This window comes from Solibacillus sp. R5-41, from assembly GCF_002736105.1.
In the GTDB taxonomy this organism is placed as follows: domain Bacteria; phylum Bacillota; class Bacilli; order Bacillales_A; family Planococcaceae; genus Solibacillus.
Genome location: NZ_CP024123.1, coordinates 3,343,587 through 3,367,520, shown reverse-complemented (window position 1 = coordinate 3,367,520; position 23,934 = coordinate 3,343,587). Strand labels below are relative to the sequence as shown.

Annotated in this window: 24 protein-coding genes, 4 tRNA genes and 1 riboswitch; of the genes, 21 read left to right on the top strand and 7 right to left on the bottom strand. The window is 37.6% G+C overall.

Translation table 11 applies throughout. From position 1 onward, the window contains the following. Nucleotides 1-3: 3 nt before the first annotated feature. From CSE16_RS16580 to CSE16_RS16555, 6 genes are all read left to right on the top strand, one after another. A tRNA-Ile gene (locus tag CSE16_RS16580) sits at nucleotides 4-80 on the top strand. A gap of 18 nt (nucleotides 81-98) precedes the next feature. After that, nucleotides 99-173: transfer RNA gene (locus tag CSE16_RS16575), tRNA-Asn, on the top strand. Nucleotides 174-185: 12 nt separating this feature from the next. Beyond that, nucleotides 186-276, top strand: a tRNA-Ser gene (locus tag CSE16_RS16570). A gap of 9 nt (nucleotides 277-285) precedes the next feature. After that, a tRNA-Glu gene (locus CSE16_RS16565) sits at nucleotides 286-357 on the top strand. A 193-nt stretch (nucleotides 358-550) separates the two neighbouring features. Then, nucleotides 551-1,303, top strand: coding sequence for a MerR family transcriptional regulator (locus tag CSE16_RS16560; protein ID WP_099424943.1), 753 nt, complete (start codon nucleotides 551-553; stop codon nucleotides 1,301-1,303). A gap of 253 nt (nucleotides 1,304-1,556) precedes the next feature. After that, nucleotides 1,557-1,895 carry a TraR/DksA family transcriptional regulator gene (locus tag CSE16_RS16555; RefSeq protein ID WP_099424942.1) on the top strand — a complete coding sequence of 113 codons (339 nt, stop codon included), beginning with the start codon at nucleotides 1,557-1,559 and terminating at the stop codon, nucleotides 1,893-1,895. 108 nt (nucleotides 1,896-2,003) lie between these two features. Here the strand turns inward: CSE16_RS16555 and CSE16_RS16550 are convergent, their stop codons facing one another. Further along, on the bottom strand, nucleotides 2,004-2,921 hold the full coding sequence (locus CSE16_RS16550; protein WP_099424941.1) for a 1,4-dihydroxy-2-naphthoate polyprenyltransferase: 918 nt from the start codon (nucleotides 2,919-2,921) through the stop codon (nucleotides 2,004-2,006). A 216-nt stretch (nucleotides 2,922-3,137) separates the two neighbouring features. Here CSE16_RS16550 and CSE16_RS16545 point away from each other — a divergent pair, with 216 nt between their 5' ends. The 6 genes from CSE16_RS16545 (at nucleotide 3,138) to CSE16_RS16520 (ending at nucleotide 10,519) form a co-directional block, all read left to right on the top strand. Then, nucleotides 3,138-4,520: an isochorismate synthase gene (locus CSE16_RS16545; RefSeq protein WP_099424940.1), complete on the top strand. Its 1,383-nt coding sequence runs from the start codon at nucleotides 3,138-3,140 to the stop codon at nucleotides 4,518-4,520. Continuing rightward, nucleotides 4,513-6,246 carry a 2-succinyl-5-enolpyruvyl-6-hydroxy-3-cyclohexene-1-carboxylic-acid synthase gene (gene menD, locus CSE16_RS16540; protein WP_099424939.1) on the top strand — a complete coding sequence of 578 codons (1,734 nt, stop codon included), beginning with the start codon at nucleotides 4,513-4,515 and terminating at the stop codon, nucleotides 6,244-6,246. Before CSE16_RS16545 ends, menD begins: the two co-directional genes overlap by 8 nt. Continuing rightward, nucleotides 6,228-7,046 (top strand): 2-succinyl-6-hydroxy-2,4-cyclohexadiene-1-carboxylate synthase, encoded by an 819-nt coding sequence (menH, locus tag CSE16_RS16535; RefSeq protein WP_099424938.1) that lies wholly within the window; start codon nucleotides 6,228-6,230, stop codon nucleotides 7,044-7,046. Before menD ends, menH begins: the two co-directional genes overlap by 19 nt. A 20-nt stretch (nucleotides 7,047-7,066) precedes the next feature. Further along, nucleotides 7,067-7,891 carry a 1,4-dihydroxy-2-naphthoyl-CoA synthase gene (gene menB, locus CSE16_RS16530; RefSeq protein ID WP_099424937.1) on the top strand — a complete coding sequence of 275 codons (825 nt, stop codon included), beginning with the start codon at nucleotides 7,067-7,069 and terminating at the stop codon, nucleotides 7,889-7,891. A gap of 160 nt (nucleotides 7,892-8,051) precedes the next feature. Beyond that, nucleotides 8,052-9,488: an o-succinylbenzoate--CoA ligase gene (locus CSE16_RS16525; RefSeq protein ID WP_099424936.1), complete on the top strand. Its 1,437-nt coding sequence runs from the start codon at nucleotides 8,052-8,054 to the stop codon at nucleotides 9,486-9,488. A gap of 131 nt (nucleotides 9,489-9,619) precedes the next feature. Then, nucleotides 9,620-10,519: a transglutaminase domain-containing protein gene (locus CSE16_RS16520; protein ID WP_099424935.1), complete on the top strand. Its 900-nt coding sequence runs from the start codon at nucleotides 9,620-9,622 to the stop codon at nucleotides 10,517-10,519. On the opposite strand, the gene CSE16_RS16515 is transcribed toward CSE16_RS16520, so the two are convergent. The 4 genes from CSE16_RS16515 to ytzI form a co-directional block, all read right to left on the bottom strand. Continuing rightward, nucleotides 10,500-11,456, bottom strand: coding sequence for a metal ABC transporter solute-binding protein, Zn/Mn family (locus CSE16_RS16515; protein WP_099424934.1), 957 nt, complete (start codon nucleotides 11,454-11,456; stop codon nucleotides 10,500-10,502). The genes CSE16_RS16520 and CSE16_RS16515 overlap by 20 nt on opposite strands. A gap of 224 nt (nucleotides 11,457-11,680) precedes the next feature. Then, nucleotides 11,681-11,914: a membrane protein insertion efficiency factor YidD gene (gene yidD / locus CSE16_RS16510; protein WP_099424933.1), complete on the bottom strand. Its 234-nt coding sequence runs from the start codon at nucleotides 11,912-11,914 to the stop codon at nucleotides 11,681-11,683. Beyond that, the gene (locus CSE16_RS21600) at nucleotides 11,911-12,069 is read right to left on the bottom strand and encodes a hypothetical protein (RefSeq protein ID WP_172954396.1); all 159 of its coding nucleotides are present in this window, start codon (nucleotides 12,067-12,069) and stop codon (nucleotides 11,911-11,913) included. Before CSE16_RS21600 ends, yidD begins: the two co-directional genes overlap by 4 nt. Nucleotides 12,070-12,104: 35 nt before the next feature. Beyond that, nucleotides 12,105-12,257, bottom strand: a complete 153-nt coding sequence (gene ytzI, locus CSE16_RS16505) for a YtzI protein (protein WP_253896280.1) — start codon at nucleotides 12,255-12,257, stop codon at nucleotides 12,105-12,107. 315 nt (nucleotides 12,258-12,572) lie between these two features. Here ytzI and CSE16_RS16500 point away from each other — a divergent pair, with 315 nt between their 5' ends. From CSE16_RS16500 to CSE16_RS16490, 3 genes are all read left to right on the top strand, one after another. Then, nucleotides 12,573-13,016 (top strand): Dps family protein, encoded by a 444-nt coding sequence (locus tag CSE16_RS16500; protein WP_099424931.1) that lies wholly within the window; start codon nucleotides 12,573-12,575, stop codon nucleotides 13,014-13,016. A 119-nt stretch (nucleotides 13,017-13,135) separates the two neighbouring features. After that, nucleotides 13,136-13,603, top strand: a complete 468-nt coding sequence (locus CSE16_RS16495) for an NUDIX hydrolase (RefSeq protein ID WP_099424930.1) — start codon at nucleotides 13,136-13,138, stop codon at nucleotides 13,601-13,603. Continuing rightward, nucleotides 13,587-14,369: an alpha/beta hydrolase family protein gene (locus tag CSE16_RS16490; protein ID WP_099424929.1), complete on the top strand. Its 783-nt coding sequence runs from the start codon at nucleotides 13,587-13,589 to the stop codon at nucleotides 14,367-14,369. Before CSE16_RS16495 ends, CSE16_RS16490 begins: the two co-directional genes overlap by 17 nt. Before the next feature lie 129 nt (nucleotides 14,370-14,498). Here CSE16_RS16490 and pckA read toward each other — a convergent pair whose 3' ends face one another. Beyond that, nucleotides 14,499-16,085, bottom strand: coding sequence for a phosphoenolpyruvate carboxykinase (ATP) (gene pckA / locus CSE16_RS16485; protein ID WP_099424928.1), 1,587 nt, complete (start codon nucleotides 16,083-16,085; stop codon nucleotides 14,499-14,501). Between the two features lie 203 nt (nucleotides 16,086-16,288). Continuing rightward, nucleotides 16,289-16,409, top strand: a riboswitch (SAM riboswitch). Nucleotides 16,410-16,996: 587 nt separating this feature from the next. Between pckA and metK the strand changes: the two genes are divergently transcribed. The 4 genes from metK to CSE16_RS16465 all read left to right on the top strand — a co-directional run bounded on the left by metK (nucleotide 16,997) and on the right by CSE16_RS16465 (nucleotide 20,745). Continuing rightward, entirely contained in the window at nucleotides 16,997-18,193 is a 1,197-nt protein-coding gene (metK, locus tag CSE16_RS16480) for a methionine adenosyltransferase (RefSeq protein WP_099424927.1), read from the top strand. A 298-nt stretch (nucleotides 18,194-18,491) separates the two neighbouring features. After that, the gene (locus CSE16_RS16475) at nucleotides 18,492-19,514 is read left to right on the top strand and encodes an asparaginase (protein WP_099424926.1); all 1,023 of its coding nucleotides are present in this window, start codon (nucleotides 18,492-18,494) and stop codon (nucleotides 19,512-19,514) included. A gap of 6 nt (nucleotides 19,515-19,520) precedes the next feature. Continuing rightward, nucleotides 19,521-20,447, top strand: a complete 927-nt coding sequence (locus CSE16_RS16470) for a dipeptidase (protein WP_099424925.1) — start codon at nucleotides 19,521-19,523, stop codon at nucleotides 20,445-20,447. Further along, nucleotides 20,431-20,745, top strand: a complete 315-nt coding sequence (locus CSE16_RS16465) for an oligopeptide/dipeptide ABC transporter ATP-binding protein (protein ID WP_099425863.1) — start codon at nucleotides 20,431-20,433, stop codon at nucleotides 20,743-20,745. The genes CSE16_RS16470 and CSE16_RS16465 overlap by 17 nt, the downstream gene beginning before the upstream one ends. Before the next feature lie 91 nt (nucleotides 20,746-20,836). On the opposite strand, the gene CSE16_RS16460 is transcribed toward CSE16_RS16465, so the two are convergent. Next, nucleotides 20,837-21,349, bottom strand: a complete 513-nt coding sequence (locus tag CSE16_RS16460; protein WP_099424924.1) for a gamma carbonic anhydrase — start codon at nucleotides 21,347-21,349, stop codon at nucleotides 20,837-20,839. A 134-nt stretch (nucleotides 21,350-21,483) separates the two neighbouring features. Between CSE16_RS16460 and CSE16_RS16455 the strand changes: the two genes are divergently transcribed. Both CSE16_RS16455 and CSE16_RS16450 read left to right on the top strand, forming a co-directional pair. Further along, a complete protein-coding gene (locus CSE16_RS16455; RefSeq protein WP_099424923.1) occupies nucleotides 21,484-22,287 on the top strand; it encodes an alpha/beta hydrolase in 804 nt (267 codons plus the stop codon). A gap of 125 nt (nucleotides 22,288-22,412) precedes the next feature. Further along, on the top strand, nucleotides 22,413-23,873 hold the full coding sequence (locus CSE16_RS16450; protein ID WP_099424922.1) for an alanine/glycine:cation symporter family protein: 1,461 nt from the start codon (nucleotides 22,413-22,415) through the stop codon (nucleotides 23,871-23,873). The last annotated feature ends 61 nt before the right edge of the window (nucleotides 23,874-23,934 follow it).

Genomic DNA, 23,934 nt, shown 5'->3' with positions numbered 1-23,934 from the left:
TAAGGGCCTATAGCTCAGCTGGTTAGAGCGCACGCCTGATAAGCGTGAGGTCGATGGTTCGAGTCCATTTAGGCCCACCATTAAAACATCATAATTATTCCGAAGTAGCTCAGTGGTAGAGCAACCGGCTGTTAACCGGTTGGTCGTAGGTTCGAGTCCTACCTTCGGAGCCATTTTTATTCTATGGGGAAGTACCCAAGTGGCTCAAGGGGCGCCCCTGCTAAGGGTGTAGATCGCGTAAGCGGTGCGAGGGTTCGAATCCCTCCTTCTCCGCCATAGAATGTAGGCCCGTTGGTCAAGCGGTTAAGACACCGCCCTTTCACGGCGGTAACACGGGTTCGAATCCCGTACGGGTCATCATAAAATGTAGAAAAGCGCTGCATACGTATAAAACGTATGCAGCGCTTTTTATCATCCAATTTTTTATTTCAGTAGAAAGATTCAATATTAGTGATCAGGGAATAATTGTCCAATTCCTACAAAAAAAATTTCCTTTACCATTGACCTTACCGTTACGTTATCCTTTATAGTAAAACATAGAGGTGATGGAATGCTTATTAATGAATTAGCAAAACTGTCTGGGGTGAGTAAACGGGCGCTCCGGTACTATGATGAAATTGGGTTATTGATTCCTTCTGAAATCGGGGAAAATGGTTATCGGCATTATAGTGATGCCGATATTGACCGACTGCAACAAATTTTATTTTATCGAGAGCTTGATTTTAAATTAGAAGAAATTAAAAAATTTTTAGATGCCCCGGAATTCAATGTGAATGAGGCACTTAGGAATCAACATGAATTGCTAGAACGAAAACGAAGTTATTTAGATGGGCTTATTAAAACAATAAAAAATACGATTCAAGTAATGGAAGGGGAAAAAATGATGACAAACGAACAAAAGTTTGAGGCGTTTAAAAATAAGATGATTGAAGACAATGACAAGCAATATGGTGAAGAAGTCCGAGAAAAATACGGGGAAGAGCAAATTTTGGCAAGCTATGGAAAGCTAAAAAATATGACAGAGGACCAATACAAGTCTGTCAATCAACTGGAGCAAATGTTATTTGAGCGCTTAAAGGAAGCAATGGTGAGTGGGGATGCAAGCGCTGAAGTGGCGATGGAGGCAGCGGAATTGCATAAACGTTGGCTAAGCTTTTATTGGGCAAAATATACACCGCAAGCTCATGCAGGCTTAGCGCAAATGTATTTACATGACGAGCGCTTTACTGCATATTATGACGAGCGTGTTGGTAAGGGCGCAACGCAATTTTTACATGATGCGATTATGGAATATGTGAAGTAATTATGCTTACGCATCAATTACGCCTAAGCTAACTCGTGTTCAGATTTTTTTCGAGCTCGCTCGAAAAACTCTCCTAAAAATCTGTGACATCCGCCGGGGTTTGAACCCTCACTTAAAAAAATGCATTTTTGGAATTCATCACCTACTTATAGAAGTAGGTAACGAATGATGAAACAAGTTAAATTTCTAATTCCCTAGCTATGTTTAAAATCAAAAATATAGGAAATAAATATAGGGATTAGGGGGACTAAAAATGGATGCAAATAAACTAAATCAATTAAAAAAACAGTTAACGGATGAATTAATGAATTTACAATCGCATATTCATGAGGTACCAACTGCGGAAAATTCGGAGCTGTCATCGGTAGAAACGCACCCGGCAGATGCTGCAACAGATTTAACAACGGTAACGACAGAAATTGCGATGGACGATTTTAAAGAAGAAGAAATTGAAAAAATACAACTCGCTTTAAAAGCAATAAAGGAAGGGACTTATGGTCAATGTATCGAGTGTCATAAGGAAATTCCATATGAACGATTAGAAGTGGTTCCAACAGCTCTCACATGTGTCGAACATTCCGATGATGTATAACAATGTTCGCTATAAAAAAATCCAGCCATTCGTGCAAAATTTGCACAAATGGTTGGATTTTTTAATGTAAAAAGTGTAGGACATCAAATTGTAATATTACTATGTCCATTACAGGAGGTAAGAAATAATAATGCCGATGCCAAGTAGGAAGCCGAAAAAAGTATTCGTTTGTGCGGTATATTTCATTGCAGGCATTACTTCTAGTGGCAGCTCTTTCGCACGGAATAATTGAACCGCATCGATTGGTTTTTTAATACTTAATAGTACAAGTAAAGACCATGACGTTAACCCATTGAAAATGACTAAACCAATAATCCACAAATACGAAACGATAAAGAATAAAGCTAAAATAGTAATCGCGTGATGACGACCGACTAAAATCGCCATTGTTTTACGACCGCCCTCGGTATCTCCAACAATATCTCGAATATTATTAGAGAGCATAATCGCACCAACTAAAATCATACTTGGTACGGAAATGAGTACCGCATCGATTGTAACCGTTTTTGTTTGGATGAAAAATGCGATTAACACAATGCCCATTCCCATAACAGCACCTGATACAAGTTCTCCAAATGGTGAGTAGGCAATTGGATATGGCCCGCCTGTATATAAAAAACCGATCAGCATACAGACTAAACCGACTGAGACAAGCCACCAAGAGGAAACTGCACAAATATAAATACCTAATAGAATGGCGATGCCGTAAAAGCTTAGTGCAATCATCATGATCGTTTTAGGGGCAACCCCGTGACGGACGATTGTTCCACCAATTCCAACAGAATCTTCGTTATCAAGCCCGAGTTTAAAATCATAATATTCGTTAAACATATTCGTTGCTGATTGTATTAACATACTTGCTATAAGCATCGCAAAAAAGAGTAAATAATTAATTACTTGATTTTCTACAGCTAAAGCAATGGCTGTTCCTAAAAATACGGGTACAAAAGAAGCTGTTAATGTATGAGGACGTGTTAAATGCCACCATACTTTAAAGTTTGTATCCGCTTCAATGACTTTTGTCATAAAGTATTACGCTCCTTAAATAAACAATATCTACACTATTTTAAACGAAAGAAAACAAAATGAATAGGGCAATAGCTTATACATACAACCTTTGATTGAAAAATGGTATGATAAGAAGGACATTATTTACAGGGCGAACGTAAATAAGTGAATAAATTGATGAAAATAATGAACTAACAAACTTAGTGAATATGCAACGTGACGGAGGGAATTTTCATGCAACACAAGTGGTACAATGCCACTGAGATAGAAGTAGGCTTAAATTCGAAGCGAAGTTTTTATATGGAAACAATAGAGGTGAGCCATTTATCCGCGTTGGCTTTTTTTACGGCGGGTGAATCGCTTTACGGGAAACGTCGATTTTATTGGCAAAATCGTGAAAAAACGTTTACATTAGTTGGCTTAGGACATGCTTATGTAATCGAAAATAACGATGGAGATAATCGTTTCGATCAAGTAGAGTGTGAATGGAAAAAATTGACGAACCAAATTGTTCAAGTAGAACATGAATTACAGCCAATTTTATTTGGTGGCTTTACGTTCGATCCAAAAAATGAAGTATCCGGGGAATGGACAAGTTTTCCTCAAAGCTATTTTACAGTGGCCACGCATCAACTAGTCATTCGTAATGACAAAGTGTATGTAACGATTCATTTAATTACAGACGACAAAAATAGTGAATCGATTTTGGGAAATTTACGAAAAGAGCGTGATGAATTCATTCATGCAGTACAGATGAATGAAGTTAAAACGTATTCGAAGCCTTTAATGATTAGCTATGAGGAACCTCATAAAGAAGCGTATTTACAATCAATTGATCAAGTAACGGATTTGATTAAAGCGAAAGAGGCACAAAAGGTTGTTATTGCACGTTCATTAGCGTTGCAATTTGATCAAGCCATATCATCTCCTCAAATTTTATCGCGTGTTGTAAATGAACAGCCTGAGAGCTATTTATTTGGATTGGAGCATCAGGATATGCTATTTTACGGGGCATCTCCTGAACGATTAGTTAAAGTAGAAAACGGTAAAGCTTATTCTTCTTGTATTGCAGGTTCAATTAAGCGCGGCCAAACAGTAGAAGAAGATGATGCGCTTGGACAAAGCTTATTAAATGATACGAAAAACCGTGGTGAGCATCATTATGTAGTGGAAATGATTACAGAAACATTCGAAAAAAATTGCTCAGAGGTAAAAGTGCCAAACGGTCCAAAATTATTAAAAATAAGAGATATTCAGCATTTATATACGCCAGTGGAAGGTAAGTTACATGAGGATGCGACAATTTTACAATTAGTAAAGCATTTGCACCCAACCCCTGCTCTAGGTGGTGTTCCGAGAATTCAAGCGCTCGAAATGATTCGAAAATATGAGCCAATGAATCGCGGGCTTTATGCAGCTCCAATTGGCTGGTTGGACGCCGATGGAAACGGAGAGTTTGCCGTTGCAATTCGTTCGGCTACGTTAGTGAAGGACAAGGCTTATTTATATGCAGGGGGCGGCATTGTAGAGGATTCTGAAGCCGCTTCAGAGTATGACGAAACGCTCGTGAAGTTCCGTCCAATGTTACGAGCTTTAGGGGGACAATTACATGAATGAACGTGAAATATTAACAAATTATGTTTATAAAATTGTCGCAACGCTTGTACAAGCAGGTGTTAAAAATGTGGTTGTTAGTCCTGGATCACGCTCAACACCACTTGCTTATGCATTTGCATCAACAGAAGCGTTACAATTGCATCGACAAGTTGATGAACGTGCGGCATCCTTTTATGCGCTAGGATTAGCAAAATCAACAGCGGAGCCAGTAGTACTTTTATGTACTTCTGGCACGGCCGCAGCAAATTACTACCCAGCGATTATAGAGGCAAAATATGCTCGTATTCCACTGATCATTTTAACGGCGGATCGTCCGCATGAATTACGTGAGGTTGGCGCACCGCAAACGATTAATCAAGTGCGTATATATGGTGAAAATGTAAAATGGTCGGTAGAATTTCCAATTCCAGATGATGCACCTCAAACATTGCCATTTATTGAGCGACATACAGTGCGCGCGGTTAATATTGCGATGACTGCCCCTTATGGACCGGTTCATCTCAATATCCCGTTCCGTGAACCATTATTAATTGATTTTCAAGAAAATTTACCTAAATCAATATTTACTCGCAGCTTTATTAGTGAGTTAGCTCCTTCAAAAATAGCGATTTCAGAATTATCACAAGTTATTAATCAAACGCGTACAGGGATGATTATTGTTGGGGAATTGCCACTTGGGACAGATACGTCTTACTTATGGGATTTCGTTCGCAAAGTACAATGGCCTGTCTTGATTGAAAGCTTATCAAATTTACGAACAGAAGTACCTGAAGACTGCCAGCTTTACGCGATTTCTACATATGATGCATTATTGAAAAACGAGCGATTTAAACGCAATGTCACACCACAAACGGTCATTCGCTTTGGTGCACAGCCTGTATCGAAGTTTTTAATGAAATTTATTGAACAGGCAATGCCACAAAGCTATGTCATTATTGACGAAGATCCAATATACCGTGACTCAACACATGTTTCTACCCATTTTATTCACGGGCTTGTTGGACAATGGTTAGCTGACATGACGATTGATAATCGATTAACAGAGGTTCCGTTTGCACAATTTTGGAAAATGGCTGATTTGCTCGCATTAGATGTCATTGAAAAATATGCAAATAATGCGACGGATGAAGGGGCAATGGTGCAGGCGATGCTCGAAAACTTACCGAATGAAGCTGATTTATTCGTGAGTAGTAGTATGCCAATTCGTGATTTGGATACGTTTTTGACAACTTCTCAAAAAGATTTACAAGTGTTTGCGAATCGGGGGACAAATGGTATTGACGGTGTGATGTCAACAGCGCTTGGATTTAGCAAGGGGCGACCACAGCGTCAAACGTATCTATTAATCGGGGATTTAGCATTTTTACATGATCTGAATGCTTTTATTGCCACGCGTTATCAATCATGTGATTTGACGGTTATTGTAATGAATAATGACGGTGGAGGCATCTTCTCCTACTTACCACAAGCATCGGTGGAAGCGCATTATGAGCAGTTATTCGGTACGCCAACAGCACTTACATTCGAACAAGTTGCGGACATGTACGAATTTGATTATAAGAAGGCATCGAACGTCGAAGAACTTGTCACAGCACTACAGGAACCAAAACAAAGTGCTGTGAAAATTATTGAAGGATTTACGAATCGGGCAGATAATGTCAAGGAACATCGTGCATTATGGAGCCGCATTCAAGAGGTGCTAAATGAATGGCTCGAGTCACTGTAAATGAGCAATCGGTTCATGTGGAAATTTATAATGAACTAGCAAAAAAAACGCTGGTACTTTTACATGGTTTTACAGGTAGTACGAAAACATGGCAACATGTTGTAAAGGAACTACCTGCTTCAGTGAAAATCATTGCAATTGATTTAATCGGACATGGTCAAAGTACAGCGCCACAAACAATGGATGCCTATTCAATGGAAGTGCAAATTCAATTGCTAGAGGACCTATTTGAGCAGCTAGCTATTCAGGCATTCACACTTGTCGGTTATTCGATGGGGGGACGTGTTGCATTAAGTTATACTGCGCGTTTCCCTAAGCGAGTCACTCAGCTTATTCTAGAAAGTGCATCACCTGGACTTGAAGGACAGGCAGAACGTCTGGCTCGAAAAAATGCGGATGATGCATTAGCGGATAAAATTGCTCAGAATGGTTTGCAATCATTTATTGAGAAGTGGGAGAATATCCCCCTTTTTGCCTCACAAAAGAATTTACCACAAATCATTCAAGCAGAAATACGAAATGAACGAATGATGCAACGAGAAATAGGCTTAGCGAATAGTTTACGCGGGATGGGTACAGGTGTTATGCCAGCACTTTGGAATCAATTGCAACAGATTACAATGCCTGTTACGTTAATTACTGGTGAATTGGATAAGAAATTTATAACGTTAAATGAACAAATGCAACAGCATCTTCCAAAAGTAAATCATATTATTGTCCCAGCAGTTGGACATGCAATTCATGTGGAAAATCCGACAAAGTTTGCTACAATAGTAAAGGAAACGATTTCACAAATTTAAATGAGTAAGGGGAAATTACGATGACTAAGCAACGTTTATGGACTTCATTACATACGTATGAAGACATTAAGTATGAGTTTTATAACGGCATCGCAAAAATAACGATTAACCGTCCAGAAGTACGCAACGCTTTCCGCCCAAAAACAACAGCGGAAATGATCGATGCATTTACGCGTGCTCGCGATGATGAGCGCGTAGGTACAATTATTTTAACAGGTGAAGGCGAACATGCATTCTGCTCAGGCGGCGACCAAAAAGTTCGCGGTAACGGAGGCTATGTAGGCGAAGATAACATTCCTCGTTTAAATGTTTTAGATTTACAAACGTTAATCCGTAAAATTCCAAAGCCAGTAGTTGCGATGGTTGCAGGTTATGCAATCGGCGGTGGTCACGTATTACATGTTGTATGTGATTTAACAATTGCTGCTGAAAATGCTCGTTTCGGACAAACAGGTCCAAAAGTAGGTTCATTCGACGCTGGTTACGGTTCAGGCTATTTAGCTCGTATCGTTGGTCATAAAAAAGCACGTGAAATTTGGTACTTATGCCGTCAATATGATGCACAGGAAGCACTAGATATGGGCTTAGTCAATACAGTTGTACCATATGAGCAATTAGAAGATGAAACTGTAAAATGGTGTGAAGAAATGCTTCAAATGTCACCAACGGCACTACGCTTCTTAAAAGCTGCAATGAACGCAGATACAGATGGTTTAGCAGGTATCCAGCAATTAGCTGGTGACGCGACATTATTATACTATACAACGGATGAAGCAAAAGAAGGTCGTGACGCATTCAAGGAAAAGCGTCAACCAGACTTCGGTCAATTCCCGCGTTTCCCTTGATGGATAAGCATTCATCACAAAAAGAGCATACAATTTGTGTGCTCTTTTCTTGTGGAATAGAACGTAAAGGTTATGTAAAAAATTAATATAATGAATGGGCATCTACACAAATGAATATAAATAGAGTGATGCTGTTCAAATAGGAAAGTTGAGGAAAACAATGCAGCCAAATTGGATCAAACAACGCGCATATTTAACACCGAACCGAATTGCCTTAAGTTTTCACCAGCAACAATGGACATTTCAAGAACTGTATGAGCAATCAGTAAAAATGGCGTATCAATTAAATGCTTACGGATTAATAAACGGAAAAAGGGTTGCGATTTTAGCACCATCTACCCCACAGCTTATCCAAGTAATTTATAGCTGCATGCAAGCGCAATGTGAAATGGTCATGTTAAATAGTCGCCTTTCTAAGCAAGAGTTGGTGTATCAAATTGAAGATGCCGATGTAGATGCGATTTTAGTCCATGATGATGACCTTTTAAAGCTCAAACCAGATGCGCGGATTATTCGCTTTTCACAGCTTGCGAAAAAACAAGAGCAACCTTTTGAAATCGCACAGGAATGGGACGAGCAGTTTGCAATGACCATTATGTATACGTCTGGAACGACAGGTTTTCCAAAAGGAGTTTGCCAAACTGTTGGAAATCATAGTGCGAGTGCAATTAGTTCCGCATTAAATTTAGGCATAAAAGAGCAAGATACATGGCTTTGTTCCGTACCGATTTTTCATATAAGTGGTTTTTCAATTGTAGTGAGGTCATTATTATATGGAATGAAAATACGTTTATATGAAAAATTTGATGGCAAGCAATGTGCAGAAGAAATTATCCAAGGTACCGTTACGAAAATGTCGGTCGTTGCTGTGACGTTAGAAACGATATTAACAGAGATGGAGCAGCAAAATAAAAAAGCGAACCCCCAATTTACGACGATGCTTGCGGGGGGCGGACCAGTGCCAGTGGATTATTTAAAACGTGCGAGTAAATTAGAAATGCCTGTTGCGCAAACATATGGGATGACGGAAACTGCCTCTCAAACGGCAACATTAGCGAATGAAGATGCATTGAGGCACCTCGGTTCAGCTGGGAAACCTCTGTTTTTTAATCAAATTCAAATTGCTAAACAACAGGGTGAAAAAATTGGTGAAATCGTCGTTCGAGGCCCTCATGTTACCCCGCGTTATATCGGAAAATATAAAGATACCCCAACTACCGTAGATGGTTGGTTGCATACGGGAGATTTGGGCTATTTAGATGATGAAGGTTATTTGTATGTGGTGGATCGACGCGCGGATTTAATCATTTCAGGCGGTGAAAATATTTATCCAGCTGAAATTGAAAATGGCCTTTTAGCACATCCTTCGATAAAAGAAGCGGGGGTTTGTGGTATTCGTCATGAAAAATGGGGGCAAGTACCAATCGCTTTTGTTGTAAAGAAAAATGAAGTAACGGAGCAGGAAATAATCGACTTTTGTAAATTAAGTCTTGCGAACTATAAAATACCGAAAAGTATTTATTTTGTAAATGAATTACCACGGAATGGTTCGAGTAAATTGGTTAGAAGAAATTTAAGTCAACTTCTCGACGATTGAAAATTAATGAAATAAAATAGTTTATTAAATAAAACCAAGGTATAGTATAAAACTATTAAAAAACCAATGATTTCAATTATAGAAGTGAATCGTAAAAACGACTAATATAAAACATTTGGAGGTCCCCCATTATGAAAAATATAGTACGTTTATTATTAATAACTTTATTACTCTTTAGTACATTACTGACCACGTTTGGATTTAATTGGACAAATGTAGCGTACGCAGAGCAAGTTTCTACTGAGAAAACATTAAAAGAAGATATTTTGAATCAAATGGGAAATTATAATAAAAACTTTACACTTTCTTATGATGGGGATTTTTCAAAATTAAAGACATTAATAAAAAAAACGATGGATGATATTAGAAAAGAGAATCAATATATTTACGAAAACACTTCCAAATGGCAAGTGACAATGAAGTCCGTCGGGAATAAAGGGACGATTTCCTTTGAGCTGACTTATTTGACGGATCAGGCAAAAGAAATGTATGTTAATGCTGAAGTGGATAAAATTTTACCGAAAATTATTAAAAAAGGTGCGACGGAGTTTGAAAAGGTGAAAGCCGTCCATGATTATATTGTTTTGAACGGTAGCTATTCAAGTAAAACAAAAAATAGTCAATATACGACCTATACATTTTTAACGGAGCAAAAGGGCGTTTGTCAGGCTTATGCATTGCTCATGTATAAAATGCTAGAAGAATTAAACATAGATGCTAAATACGTCAAAGGCTATTCCGATAATGAACGTCATGCGTGGATTTTAGTCAATGTAGACGGTAATTGGTATCATGTGGATCCAACATGGAATGACCCTATTGGAAACAAAAATGATGAGGTTCGCTATAAATACTTTATGTTAACGGACAAGCAAATTTCCAAAACACACTTTTGGGAAAAAGAAGAATATCCCGCTGCAAAAAGTGAGAAGTACAAAGATTTTAAAGTAGCCAAATACAATGCAAAAAGACATTTTGACCGAAGTCAAAATGTCTTTTCCTTATGGTCGATTAATGCGACAGTGCTTTAGTTAATGCGTCCATATTTTTTCGCATGAGCGTAAAGTAATTTTCATTATTGGCGACATCCTCTTTCGTAAGGACACTTAAATTGTGTAATATTAACGTTTCTGCACCCAATTCTTTTTGAATGATTTTTGTTAAATTAGACGAGACATTTTGCTCGAAGAAAATATAATGAATGTTTTCTTGTTTTGCCAAATCAACAATTGCCGTTAATTCCTTCTGGGAAGGCTCACTTTGCGAATTTAATCCTGCAACTGGTACTTGTGTTAAACCATAATGACCAGCTAAATAACCAAATGCTGCGTGTGATACGAAAAATGTCTTTTTCGAAGTTGCCGCGGCCTTCGACTCCAATTCACTATTTAAATCGTTTAATTCGCCCACTAACTGTTCATAATTTTTATTAAAAACCGCTTCTTGCTCAGGTAGTGCTGCGACTAATTCATTTTTAATCGAACGTGCTAATTCTTGAGAAATGATTGGAGATAGCCACACATGTGCATCAATTTCGTGATGTCCGTGGTCCTCATCACCTTCTCCCTCTTCATGTTGGTGACCAGTCGAAATATCAAGCTGTTCTTCCGTAACATTTTTGGCAGTGGCAACGAATTTAACGTCTTCTTTTGACAATGATTTTTGTGCGTTTTCAACAAACCCTTCAAGACCTAATCCAATGTAGAAAAATAAGTCGGCATCAGCTAAAGCCATCATATCCTTTTGCGTTGGCTCAAATGTATGCTCGTTTGCTCCTACAGGGTATATAGAGGAAACTTGGACAAACTCTCCACCAATTCGCTCAGTGAAGTATTGCAATGGGTAAACCGTTGTATAAACCGATAATTGATTTTCCGTCGGTTGATTATTTGGAGTAGCCGAATCATCTGCGCTACAAGCTGTTAATAATAAAGCGAAAATCGAAAATAAAACGAATATTTTTCTCATAGATTTAAACTCCCTAAATAGTAATTGTTACGATTTGTGTTTTGACATTTTTAATCATACATTAGGATTGCCCAAAACACAATAAAAAAACAGCAACCCATACAAAAATAGTATGGGTTGCTGTTTTTTTATTCATTTTCAATGATATGGATAGAAACCTCAAACTGAAGGATAGAAATATTATCCAATAAAATTTGTTGAGGTAATTGCATAATTAGTATTATTCACCCTTTTTTCGAAGGCCATTTATCTGGAACCGGATCAAAACCACCTGGGTGAAGGGGCTGGCATTTTAATACGCGAATAACGGTCATGATGAATCCTTTTATCGCACCATGCTTTTCCATTGCCTCGATACCATAGTTTGAACATGTAGGATGAAAGCGGCAAGAGGGTGGCTTCATTGGTGATAAATATTTTTGATAAATTCGAATGAGCCCAACAAATAGTTTTTTCAATTCTTTTCCTGCTCTCCATTTTTGTAGGCACGTACAGGATTTGCATCGACGGTTTGTTTCAAAGAGACATTATTTTTCTTAGCTAGGAAGAAAATAGCAAATGCAAAAATCCCCATAATTGTAACGATAATAATAAGTACGATTGGTAAACTCATCATTTCACCTCATTTAATATAATAAAGGAAATCAATTAATTTTGGTCTTTTTTGCTCTCGGTAATATTAGGACCATGGGAAATTTCATCAATTGTATGCTTTACACGATAACCTGTATTAATAGCGAACAGAAATAGCCCAGTTATAACGATGACAACTAATAAACAAATGATAATAACCAATGACATAGACAAAATACTCACTCCTTAGTTGAAGACCTCTCTCCATTTTACAATAAAAAATTTGCTTTAAATTTGACTAAACGTTGAATTTCGAATGTTTGAAATTTATTAGAAAGGAAATAATATATATAGCTCAATAATGTCAACAATTTGTCACAACCAAAAATGTGCGATAGAGGTATTATATTGGGTAAATGATATATTTTAGTGGGTGAGCAGATAATGTAATCCACAGTAGAAAGGACATTAACGCCAATAATTTTTTGCGTGCTGTATCTTTCTAATCATTAGGTATTAATATAAAAAGATGGAGTGATTAAAATGACGAAACCAGAATTAAATTACGAGTTAAATGAGTTAGTAGCAACTTGGTCTGTCCTTTACACAAAATTACACAATTATCACTGGTATGTAAACGGGCCATCTTTTTTCACATTACATGAAAAATTTGAAGAGCTTTATAATGAAGTGACGTTAAATTTAGATGAAATTGCAGAACGTATTTTATCTAAAAATGGCAAGCCCGTCGCAACGTTAAAAGAGCATTTAAACTTATCGCTCATTCAGGAAGCGACAGGGGATGAATCCACAGAAGAGATGGTAAAAATAACAATTGAAGATTTCCGAATCATTATGAAGGCATTGAAAAGAACGATGGAAACGGCCGCTGAAGAGGGAGATGATCGAACAGAGGACTTATTAAATGCCAACTATCAAAGCTTAGAAAAGCACGCTTGGATGTTGAATGCATTTTTAGGGAAATGAGTATTTTCTAATGAGGGGATGCCCAAAGAGCCCACTATTCTCAAATGAAAGCTGTTTTCTAAGTTGAATGTATGACAATCGTTCGCTACACTACTAAAGAATAGGAGATGAGCGAAACGATGTTTACATTTACAGATGAAAATGGATTTCAAGTTGATTTAAGATTTGATGAAGGACCGTTTGAAGTGGAACCAAAGCATGTGTTAGTACTTGTGCAGTATGAGGGGAAATGGCTTTGCACGATTCATCACCGCCGTGGTGTCGAATTTCCTGGTGGCAAGCAAGAAGCGGATGAAACATTGCAAGAGGCAGCTGTTCGAGAAGTTTATGAAGAAGCAACTGTGCGAATTGAAGATGTAAAATGGTTTGCCTATTATATTGTGCATGACGAAATTCCGTTTTGTAAGGCGGTGTTTACAGCAAAAGTAAAAGAAATTGACCCTTTTGTTGGCGATTACGAAACGGAAGGCATGTTATGGCTTTCAGAAGCTGAGCTTTGGCAGCAACCTAATTTGAGTTTTTACATGCGCGATGCGGGGATGAAGATGATGTTACAGGAAGTGAAAAATCATGAAAGGCAATGGTAAAATTGTTTCCGTGCGAAACTATCCCTCACCTAATCCAGCAATCCGGTTGGATGAAATTACATATTGGTCACAAGGGCTACGTGTAAAAGGATTACTTGCACGTCCAAAGCAGCATGGAGATTATGAAGGCTTACTTTATTTACGTGGAGGCTTACAATCCATTGGTATGGTTCGTCCAGCGCGCATTGCTCAATTTGCGGCACAGGGCTTTGTCGTTTTTGCTCCATATTACCGTGGAAACCGCGGAGGAGAAGGGAAAGATGAGTTTGCCGGTGAAGATCGCTATGATGCTGTTTTTGGCGTTGATGTATTAAAGAAATTCATAATGAAAGATAAAGTTCACTTATACGGATTCTCACGTGGTGGGCTGATGGTATTATGGACAGCGATTATACGAAATGATATCCAGTCTGTTGTCACGTGGGCGGGTGTGTCAGATGCGACGGCTACCTATTGGGAAAGAGTGGACATGCGGAGAGCGTTAAAACGCATTATTGGCGGGACTCCAAATAAAGTACCTAAACAGTATGAGGAAAGGACACCCCTCTATGCAATCGAGCAAATTCAAGCCCCTGTTTTGATTATTCATGGTACGGAAGATGCACATGTTGATATTGCGCATGCGTACCAATTAGAGAGAAATTTAAAGGGTGACGGAAAATCTGTGGAAACGTGGTTTTCATTTGGCTTAAAGCACCATTATCCACCAAAGTTAAACAGAGAAACAGTTAAACAATTATGTGAATGGATGAAATCTCATCAATGATAAAAGCGTTAAATGAAAAGAAGGCTAATATGTAAGTAAAAACACTTACGAATTAGCCTTCTTTTCTATGATATGAAATATAATTAAGTTAAAAGTTTAACGTTATGTCGTTAATTAGTGGATTTGCAATTAAGCTAATGGGCCACCTTTAGTTTGGATTGATTCATCAACATTTGCAAATTTAGTGAAATTGTTTTTGAATAACCCAGCAAGATCAGCTGCTTTTTTATCATATGCCGCTTTATCTGTCCATGCATCACGAGGATTTAATACTTCTGTTGGAACGCCTTCAACAGTTGTTGGAATATTTAATCCAAATACAGCGTCTTGAATCGTTTCAACATCGTTTAATTTGCCTTCGATTGCTGCACGTACCATTGCACGTGTATAAGAAAGCTTCATACGGCTACCTACGCCATATTCGCCACCAGTCCAACCAGTGTTAACTAAAAATACTTGTGAACCGTGCTCATCAATTTTCTTACCTAATTGCTCAGCATAAACTGTTGCAGGTAGTGGTAAGAATGGAGAACCGAAGCATGTAGAGAATACTGGTTCTGGCTCAGTAACGCCACGCTCTGTACCTGCTAATTTTGAAGTGAAACCACTTAAGAAGTGATACATCGCTTGCTCTTTAGTTAATTTAGAAACTGGAGGTAACACACCGAATGCATCCGCAGTTAAGAATACGATTGTTTTTGGGTGACCTGCAACAGATGGTAATACGATATTGTCAATATAATCAATTGGGTATGCTACACGAGTATTTTCAGTTAATGAACCGTTGTCGTAGTCACATACGCGTGTTTCTGGATCCACCGCTACGTTTTCTAAAACCGAACCGAATTTAATCGCATTGTAAATTTCAGGCTCTTTTTCAGCTGAAAGATTGATTGTTTTTGCATAACATCCACCTTCAATATTGAACACACCATTATCTGACCAGCCATGCTCATCATCACCGATTAATTTACGGTCAGCATCTGCAGATAAAGTTGTTTTACCAGTACCTGATAAACCGAAGAATAAAGCTACGTCGCCTTCTTCACCAACGTTTGCAGAGCAGTGCATTGGGAAAATACCTTGTTCAGGTAGTAAGTAGTTCATAATACCAAAGATAGATTTTTTCATTTCGCCAGCGTACTCTGTACCACCGATTAAAATGATTTTCTTCTCAATTGATGTAATAATAAATGTTTCTGAATCTGTACCATCAACAGCAGGGTCTGCTTTGAAGTTTGGCGCAGATACGATTGTAAAATCAGCAACGTGAGAAGCAAGTTCTTCTGCAGTTGGGCGGATGAATAATTGATGGCAGAAAAGGTTATGCCAAGCATATTCATTAATTACTTTAATCGATAATTGAGAGGCTTTATCGGCACCTGCAAAACCGTTAAATACGAATAATTCATCGCGCTCTTTTAAGTAATTAACAACTTTAACATAAAGATTGTCGAACACTTCAGATGAAATTGGACGATTCACTTTACCCCAGTCGATTTTATCTTTAGAGCTGTCTTCTTCAACTGTATATTTATCTTTAGGAGAACGTCCAGTATATTTACCTGTTTCAGCGCGTAATGCACCATCAACAGTTAACGTTGCTTCTCCACGTGATGTAGCTTTTTCAACTAATTGTGGTACTGATAATTGATTATTAATATTTTCCCCGTTTAAAAGTTCTTTCAGCTCGTTAGCAATTTCTACCGAATTCATCGATTAAATACCATCCTTTTTTCAAAGTATTCCCTTGTGGAGGGGAGTTGTTTGTTAATTCAAAAATAGTATAACACATTGCTTTCAATTATTTATACTAATTAGGAAATTTTTTTTTTGCTAATATAGTAAATGTTTAGAAACAGGACAAAATTGGTTGACATTAAAATAATATTTACGTAAGATGTTTAATTGAACGGATACTCTTATCCCGAGCTGGTGGAGGGTCAGGCCCTATGAAACCCGGCAACCTGCAATACGTGTAATGACGTAACGCGTTGGTGCCAACCTGATGCAAGGGGAATTTCCCTTGAACGATAAGAGTGAAAGGTAACGAAACACATCCCCCTTTCCTCACGCGTGTTACACGCAATTTGTGAGTGGAGGGTTTTTTTATTTTGGTGATCATTACGGATTCATATGGATTGGAATTGTACCGTTTGATAACGGAGTTTTAACCGTAGCAATGAATCGTAAACATGCCAAATATGATTTTACAAATTAAATCGAATTTTAATCATAAATAAACAAACAACCTTTCAAAACCCTCGTGTTAAAGCAGTAAAGCTTGGCGTTTATAATTAACTTGTTTCAGCAGAAGTCCCTACTTCCATAAGTGTGGGAAGAATGCCAAATCTGCAATTTTATTCAGTAGGTTTCAAACCCCGGCTGAATCAAGTTATTGCCCCGGTGGATGTCACAGATTTTTAAGGGAGGCCTGCGTGATGCAGGTCAGTTAGCCGTTGTCGCATGGACGCGACGAACTTAGGCTAACATCCTCCCAACGAGCGAGCTCGAAAAAAATCTGGACGCAAATACGCCGAGGCGTATTTGAATTATAAACGGACATGGGTAACGAGTACCGTATCAAATTAGCAAAACACTTGCAAAGTGACCTAGGAGGAAATGAAATGAAAAATCGTCGACTGTTTACATCAGAAAGTGTAACAGAAGGGCATCCGGATAAAATTTGTGACCAAATTTCAGATGCTATTTTAGATGCTATTTTAGCAGCAGATCCGAATGCACGTGTAGCTTGTGAAACTACGGTAACAACAGGCTTAGTATTAGTTTCTGGTGAAATTACAACATCTACGTATGTAGATATGAAGGGAATTATCCGTGATACAGTAGCAGGTATCGGCTATACGCGCGGTAAATACGGCTTTGATGCTGAAAACTTGGCGGTTCTTGTAGCTGTTGGTGAGCAATCTCCAGACATAGCTCAAGGTGTTGACCAAGCCCTAGAAGCACGTGAAGGCTCTATGACAGATGAAGAATTAGAAGCGATTGGCGCGGGTGACCAAGGCTTAATGTTTGGTTATGCATGTAACGAAACACCAGAGCTTATGCCATTACCAATTTCATTAGCACATAAATTAGCACGTCGTTTAGCAGAAGTTCGAAAATCAGGCGAACTTGCATATTTACGTCCAGATGGTAAAACGCAAGTAACAATCGAGTATGATGAAAATAACGAACCAGTACGTGTAGATACAATTGTTATTTCAACACAGCATGATGAAGAAGCGACTTTAGAGCAAATTCAAGCAGATATGAAGGCACATGTTATTCAACCAGTAGTACCAGCTGAATTATTAGATGATGCAACAAAATACTTCATTAATCCAACAGGTCGATTTGTTATTGGTGGACCTAAAGGGGATGCAGGTTTAACAGGCCGTAAAATTATTGTAGATACGTATGGTGGGTATGCACGTCACGGTGGTGGAGCATTCTCTGGTAAGGATGCTACAAAAGTTGACCGTTCAGCAGCGTATGCAGCACGTTACGTTGCAAAAAATATCGTTGCAGCAGGACTTGCTGATCGTGCAGAAGTTCAGCTTGCGTATGCAATTGGTGTTGCACAACCAGTTTCGATTGCTGTCGATACATTCGGCACAGGGAAAGTGGAAGAAAGCCAAATTGTGGAGTGGGTACGTGAATTATTTGACCTACGTCCAGCAGGCATTATTAAAATGCTTGATTTACGTCGACCTATTTACAAACAAACAGCGGCATACGGTCACTTCGGTCGTACAGATCTTGATGTTTCTTGGGAAAAGACAGATAAAGCAGCTGAATTACAAGCAAGAGCAGGACTATAATTAAGATAGAATCTTTGAGATTAAGGGTCTATCTAATAAGTCCCTTTTACAACAAAATTACTTGAATTTGAAAATGCCGAAATGTTGTTAAATCAACGTTTCGGCATTTTGCGTTTTACACATTTTAAGCTCAAACTTCCCTTTGGGAAAGCCTTTTTAAAGAATGTTTAATCCCCCATGAAAAATGAACATATATAAAGGAAGAATTTAAGAAGGAAATGTATAAAATTAGAAAAATGTAGATTTATCTGAATATTACAATTATAATGTTGAGTAAAATAGAATGGAGGATTGAGTTATGTCGACAGATTTAGTTCATGTTTATAGAGGCAATATAATTGAGTCAAAGCATTATGGATCTATTGTAGTTGTTGATAATTTTGGTAATATAATAAGTCAAATTGGGGAAAGTCAAAGAGAAATATTTGCCCGTTCATCCATGAAACTTTTTCAAATAATCCCCGCAATTGAAGCAGGTATTATGGAAAAATATGATCTTGCATCTAAAGATATTTCGTTATTTTGTGCTTCTCATAGTGGAGAAGATTTTCATACTGAAACAGTTATGAAAAATTTAGAAAAGGCAGATTTACAAATTAATGCGTTGAAATGTGGGGTACACCCACCAAGACATATTAAAACATACGAAAATATGCTAATTGAACACAGGGAATTTAGTCCAATACATAATAATTGTTCTGGGAAGCATACGGGAATGCTATTAACGGCAAAAGCTTTGAATGAAGAAATAGCAAATTACTATGAGTTGAATCACCCGGTCCAACAACGAATTTTACATGCAATTAGTGACATATGCGAATATCCCATCGAAAAAATTCAACTCGGGGTTGATGGGTGTGGTGTCCCTGTACATTGTTTACCAATGTATAATATTGCACTTGGTTATGCGAATTTAGTGGCAAATTTGAAATACGATCCACAGCGTACAAAAGCTATTCAAACGATGGTTCATTCAATTATTAATGAACCAGAAATGATTGGAGGAACGAATCGTTTTTGTTCTGATTTAGTGCGAATATGTGGTGGCAAGCTTATTGCAAAAGCCGGTGCAGAAGGAGTGTATTGTATAGGACATATTGATAAAAAATTTGGTATTGCAATAAAAATAGATGATGGTAATTCACGTGCAAGCTATCCTGTGGCAATGGAAGTATTGAAACAATTAGATTTAATTACAACCGACGAATATAGCGAACTAATTGAATATGCACTTCCAAATGTATTGAATGCCCGAAATGAAATTGTCGGCAAATTAAAAGTGAATTTTAAGCTTTCAAAGACAGTGAAGGAAGAAGTGTGATGAGGTTTGAACTACCCTATTATTGATCTGCATTGTGATGTATTATCGAGGTTTGAATCGAAAAAACTGAATTTTCTGGATTCTGTTGAATTAGATGCGAATTTAGAAAATTTACGTATTGGTCATGTAAAGGTTCAGGCGTTTGCTATTTTTATTTCTCCAAACATACCAAAGCAAGAAAAGATTAAAAGCGCCCTTCGTCAAATCTATTATTTTAATGAATACGTCATTCGTCCTGAAAATAATGTTATCCATATAAAAAAATGGTCTCAAATTGAGCAACTAAAAGAAAATGAAATTGGAGCATTTATAACGATAGAGGGGGTAGATTTCTTTGAAGGCGATATAAAAAAATGGCATTTATTTAAAGATTTCGGCGTTCTAAATATTGGATTAACATGGAATTTTTCAAACGAAGCGGCAGATGGTGTAGGAGAAGATTTAGCGCGAGGAGTGACAAGTTTTGGGCGAGAGATCATTCAATTGAATAATGCACATAAAATTTTTACAGATGTTTCTCACTTAAGTGAAAGAAGTTTTTGGGATGTAATTGAACATGCAAATCATGTTATAGCGACGCACTCAAATGCAAAAGCATTATGTGATCACCGACGTAATTTGTCAGATGCTCAAATTCAAGCAATGATACGAAAAAATGCCCCGATCCATATTGTATATAACCCCCCGTTTATTAAACAGAATGGTGTGGTGAATATAAAAGACTTATTACATCATGTAGAACATATTTGTTCATTAGGTGGAAAGGAGCTGGTTGGGCTAGGTTCAGATTTTGATGGGATTAGTGAAAAAGTATGTGGGCTTGAAACAGCAGCTCAACAACAAAATTTAATCAATGAAATGTTAAAGCTGTATCCAGAGGAAGATGTAAAAGGTTTTGCTTATCAAAATTTTTTAAATCATTGTCCGAAGTAATGTTATTACATATTTAGGTAATCTTGTAGAGTTAGCAGGTTCAACTGAATTATATGAAACGCCTTTACATCCGTATACACAAGCATTACTTTCTGCAATTCCAGTAGTAGAGCGGAGTCGTAAACGAATCATTCTTGAAGGTGATATACCAAATCCTATTAACCCACCTGTTGGTTGTCCATTTAGAACGAGATGCCATGTAGCGATTGATAAATGTGAACAAAAGCCAAATTGGTTTGAAGCAAAACCAAATCATTGGGTTGCATGTCATATTGTAGAGGGAAATTACAAAAAATAAAATTTGGAAATTGAACAAGGCGAAAACTATTCCTAGGTGATGTTCATGAAATTAATGAACATCACCTAGGATTTTTTCTTTATACGCTTAATTACTTTTGCAGCGATTTATAATACTGCCCTTTTTCTACATATTCGCGAATGATGCGATCCATATCTGCCCGGTCCTCCGCTGTTACTTCGCGCACGACTTTAGCGGGACGGCCCATTGCTAACATATTCGGTGGAATTACCTTACCTGGTGGAACAAGACTACCGGCACCGATAAATGCCCCTTCACCAATTACAGCGCCATCTAAAATTATGGAACCCATACCGATTAATGCGCGTTTACGAATGGTGCAGCTATGTAATGTTACTTGATGCCCAACTGTCACCTCATCTTCTATAATTAATGGGAAGGCTGGACTTTGATGCAAGCAAGATAAGTCTTGAATGCTAACGCGCTCACCAATAATGGTTTTGTTGACATCTCCACGTATGACCGTATTAAACCAAATAGAAGTTTGCGCACCAATTTTTACATCACCTGTAATCGTTGCGTAATCTGCAATGAAAGCTGAAGGATCAATAATTGGGTGTTTATCTTTGTATGGATAAATCATTTCGTAACGCCTCTTTTCTTTTATTAAACAAGTCTACCACTATCGTAACAAATGATTAGCAATTTTCAAATATCATTTCATTTTCTAAAAGATACATTATAATAAGATAAGTTTAGTATTAAGGAGGTTAGGCCATGTGGAAATGGGAGGCTGAAGGGCAACCGAAAGCTGTGGTAGCAATACTTCATAGTGCATACGAGAATCATCACTGGTACGCATGGTTAATCGAAAGGTTTCGAAGCGCTGGCTTTCATGTCGTTATGGGCGATTTGCCTGGGCATGGAAAACAGGGTCAATATTTAAGATATCATAATGAAGATTTTAAAGGTTATTTAACCTATACAAAACGATTATTAAACATAGCACTTGAATATAATTTACCTTTATTTGTGATTGGTAATGGTCTAGGTGGCGCAATTGCCTTAAGAGCATTACAAAAATATAAAATTGAATGTGCTGGATTAGTCATCACATCCCCGTGGATCAATTTAAAACTAACACCAGGGAAGATACCAAATGCTTTATCAAGCTTTAGTGCCTTTACATCAAATGTTAAGTTAAATCACGAGCTGACATTGTATCATTTTACGAGAAATACAGATGTTTTACTTGAGTTAAAGGAGCACTTACCTTTAAACAATGTCGTTACGGTAAAATGGTATAGTGATTGGAAAAATTTAACGAGGGACTTGCGTGATCCAGAATTTAAGCTTCCGAATATACCATTGCTACTAATGAATGGTGAAAAAGATAAAGTGGCAGATAGCTCGGCATCAAAAAGATGGTTAGCGCAGCAAAGCTTATCAGAATACCATTATAAAGAATGGAATGATTGTTTCCACAGTCTTTATTTTGAGGTTGAGCGTGAGGAAATATTCCAATTTACTGTGGATTTTATAAATAATGTGTTACGAGATTTAGGATATATAATAGAATAATGGAAAACCTAACAAACTATTTTGTTAGGTTTTTTTTATAAACGTAAAAAACATATCGAATATTTCGAAAATTTGTAATATACTAAATACATAAACAATACAATGTTTACCAAAGGGGTGACTAAATGGGGTTTATTAATGATTTTGTAGGCTGGGCTAATAATATTCTTTGGGGTCCAGTAATGATTTACGGTATTTTAATTGTAGGACTATTTTTCTCTATTTTGACAAAGTTTGCCCAGATTCGATTAATTAAGGACATGTTTGTGTTAATGTTCACAGGTGAAAAATCGGATGCTGGTGTATCCTCCTTCCAAGCAATGTCGATTGCATTATCAGGTCGTGTAGGTACGGGGAATATCATTGGTACGGCGTCGGCTATCGCTTTTGGTGGTCCTGGTGCAGTATTCTGGATGTGGGTGACTGCATTCATTGGCGCATCGACAGCCTATATGGAATCAACACTAGCTCAAATTTATAAAGAAAAGAAAAACGGACAGTATCGTGGTGGTCCAGCTTTCTACATTGAAAAAGCGACAGGTATTCGTATTTTAGGGGTTATTTTCGCAATTTCTGCTATTCTTTCAGTAGCGGTTCTAATGCCGGGAGTACAAGCTAATGCGATTGCTGGTGCGGTGGATAATGCATTTGGAATTGAACCTTGGATTACTGGACTTGTAACGATTATTTTATTAGGAGTCATTATTTTCGGTGGGGTTAAACGTATAGCGAATGTTGCCCAAATTTTAGTACCTTTTATGGCTTTAGGTTATTTAATTGTAGCTGGAATTATTATTGTAATGAATATTTCTGAAGTACCTGGCATATTTTCATTAATTTTCCGAAGCGCATTTAATTCAGATGCTGTATTTGGTGGAATGATTGGTAGTGCAATTTTCTGGGGTGTAAAACGTGCGATTTATTCAAACGAGGCAGGTCAAGGTACAGGAGCTCACCCGGCTGCTGCTGCTGAAGTTTCACACCCAGCAATGCAAGGTTTAGTGCAAGCGGCATCTGTTTATATTGATACACTTTTAGTATGTACAGCAACAGCTTTAATGATTTTATTCATGGGTACCTATAACGTCCATGATGGTAGTCAGGATGGTCCATTAATCGAGGCGAAAATGGATACTGAAATAACGTATACAGGATTTACACAAGCGGCAGTGAATGAAGCGTTCCCATCATTAAACAATTTTGGTTCAAGCTTTGTTGCAATAGCGCTATTCTTATTTGCCTTTACAACATTAATGGCTTATTACTATGTAGCAGAGACAAATGTCTCCTACTTAGTATCTGGAACAGCAGAAAAAATTGGAATATTCCTTATGAAGCTTGTTCTTCTAGCATCGGCATTCTATGGAACTGTGAAAACATCTGATTTAGCGTGGGCATTTGGTGACGTCGGATTAGGTTTGACAGTATGGATAAATGTTATTATGATGCTATTCATTATGAAACCAGCGCTCATTGCTTTAAAAGACTATGAGCAACAGAAAAAAGAAGGAAAAAATCCAGTCTTTGATCCTATTAAACTAGGTATTAAAAATGCTAAGTTCTGGGAAACGTATAAAAAAGAATAATGAAAAAATCGTCATTTGGAAATCCTTCCAGATGACGATTTTTTTGATTATATAAGTAAAG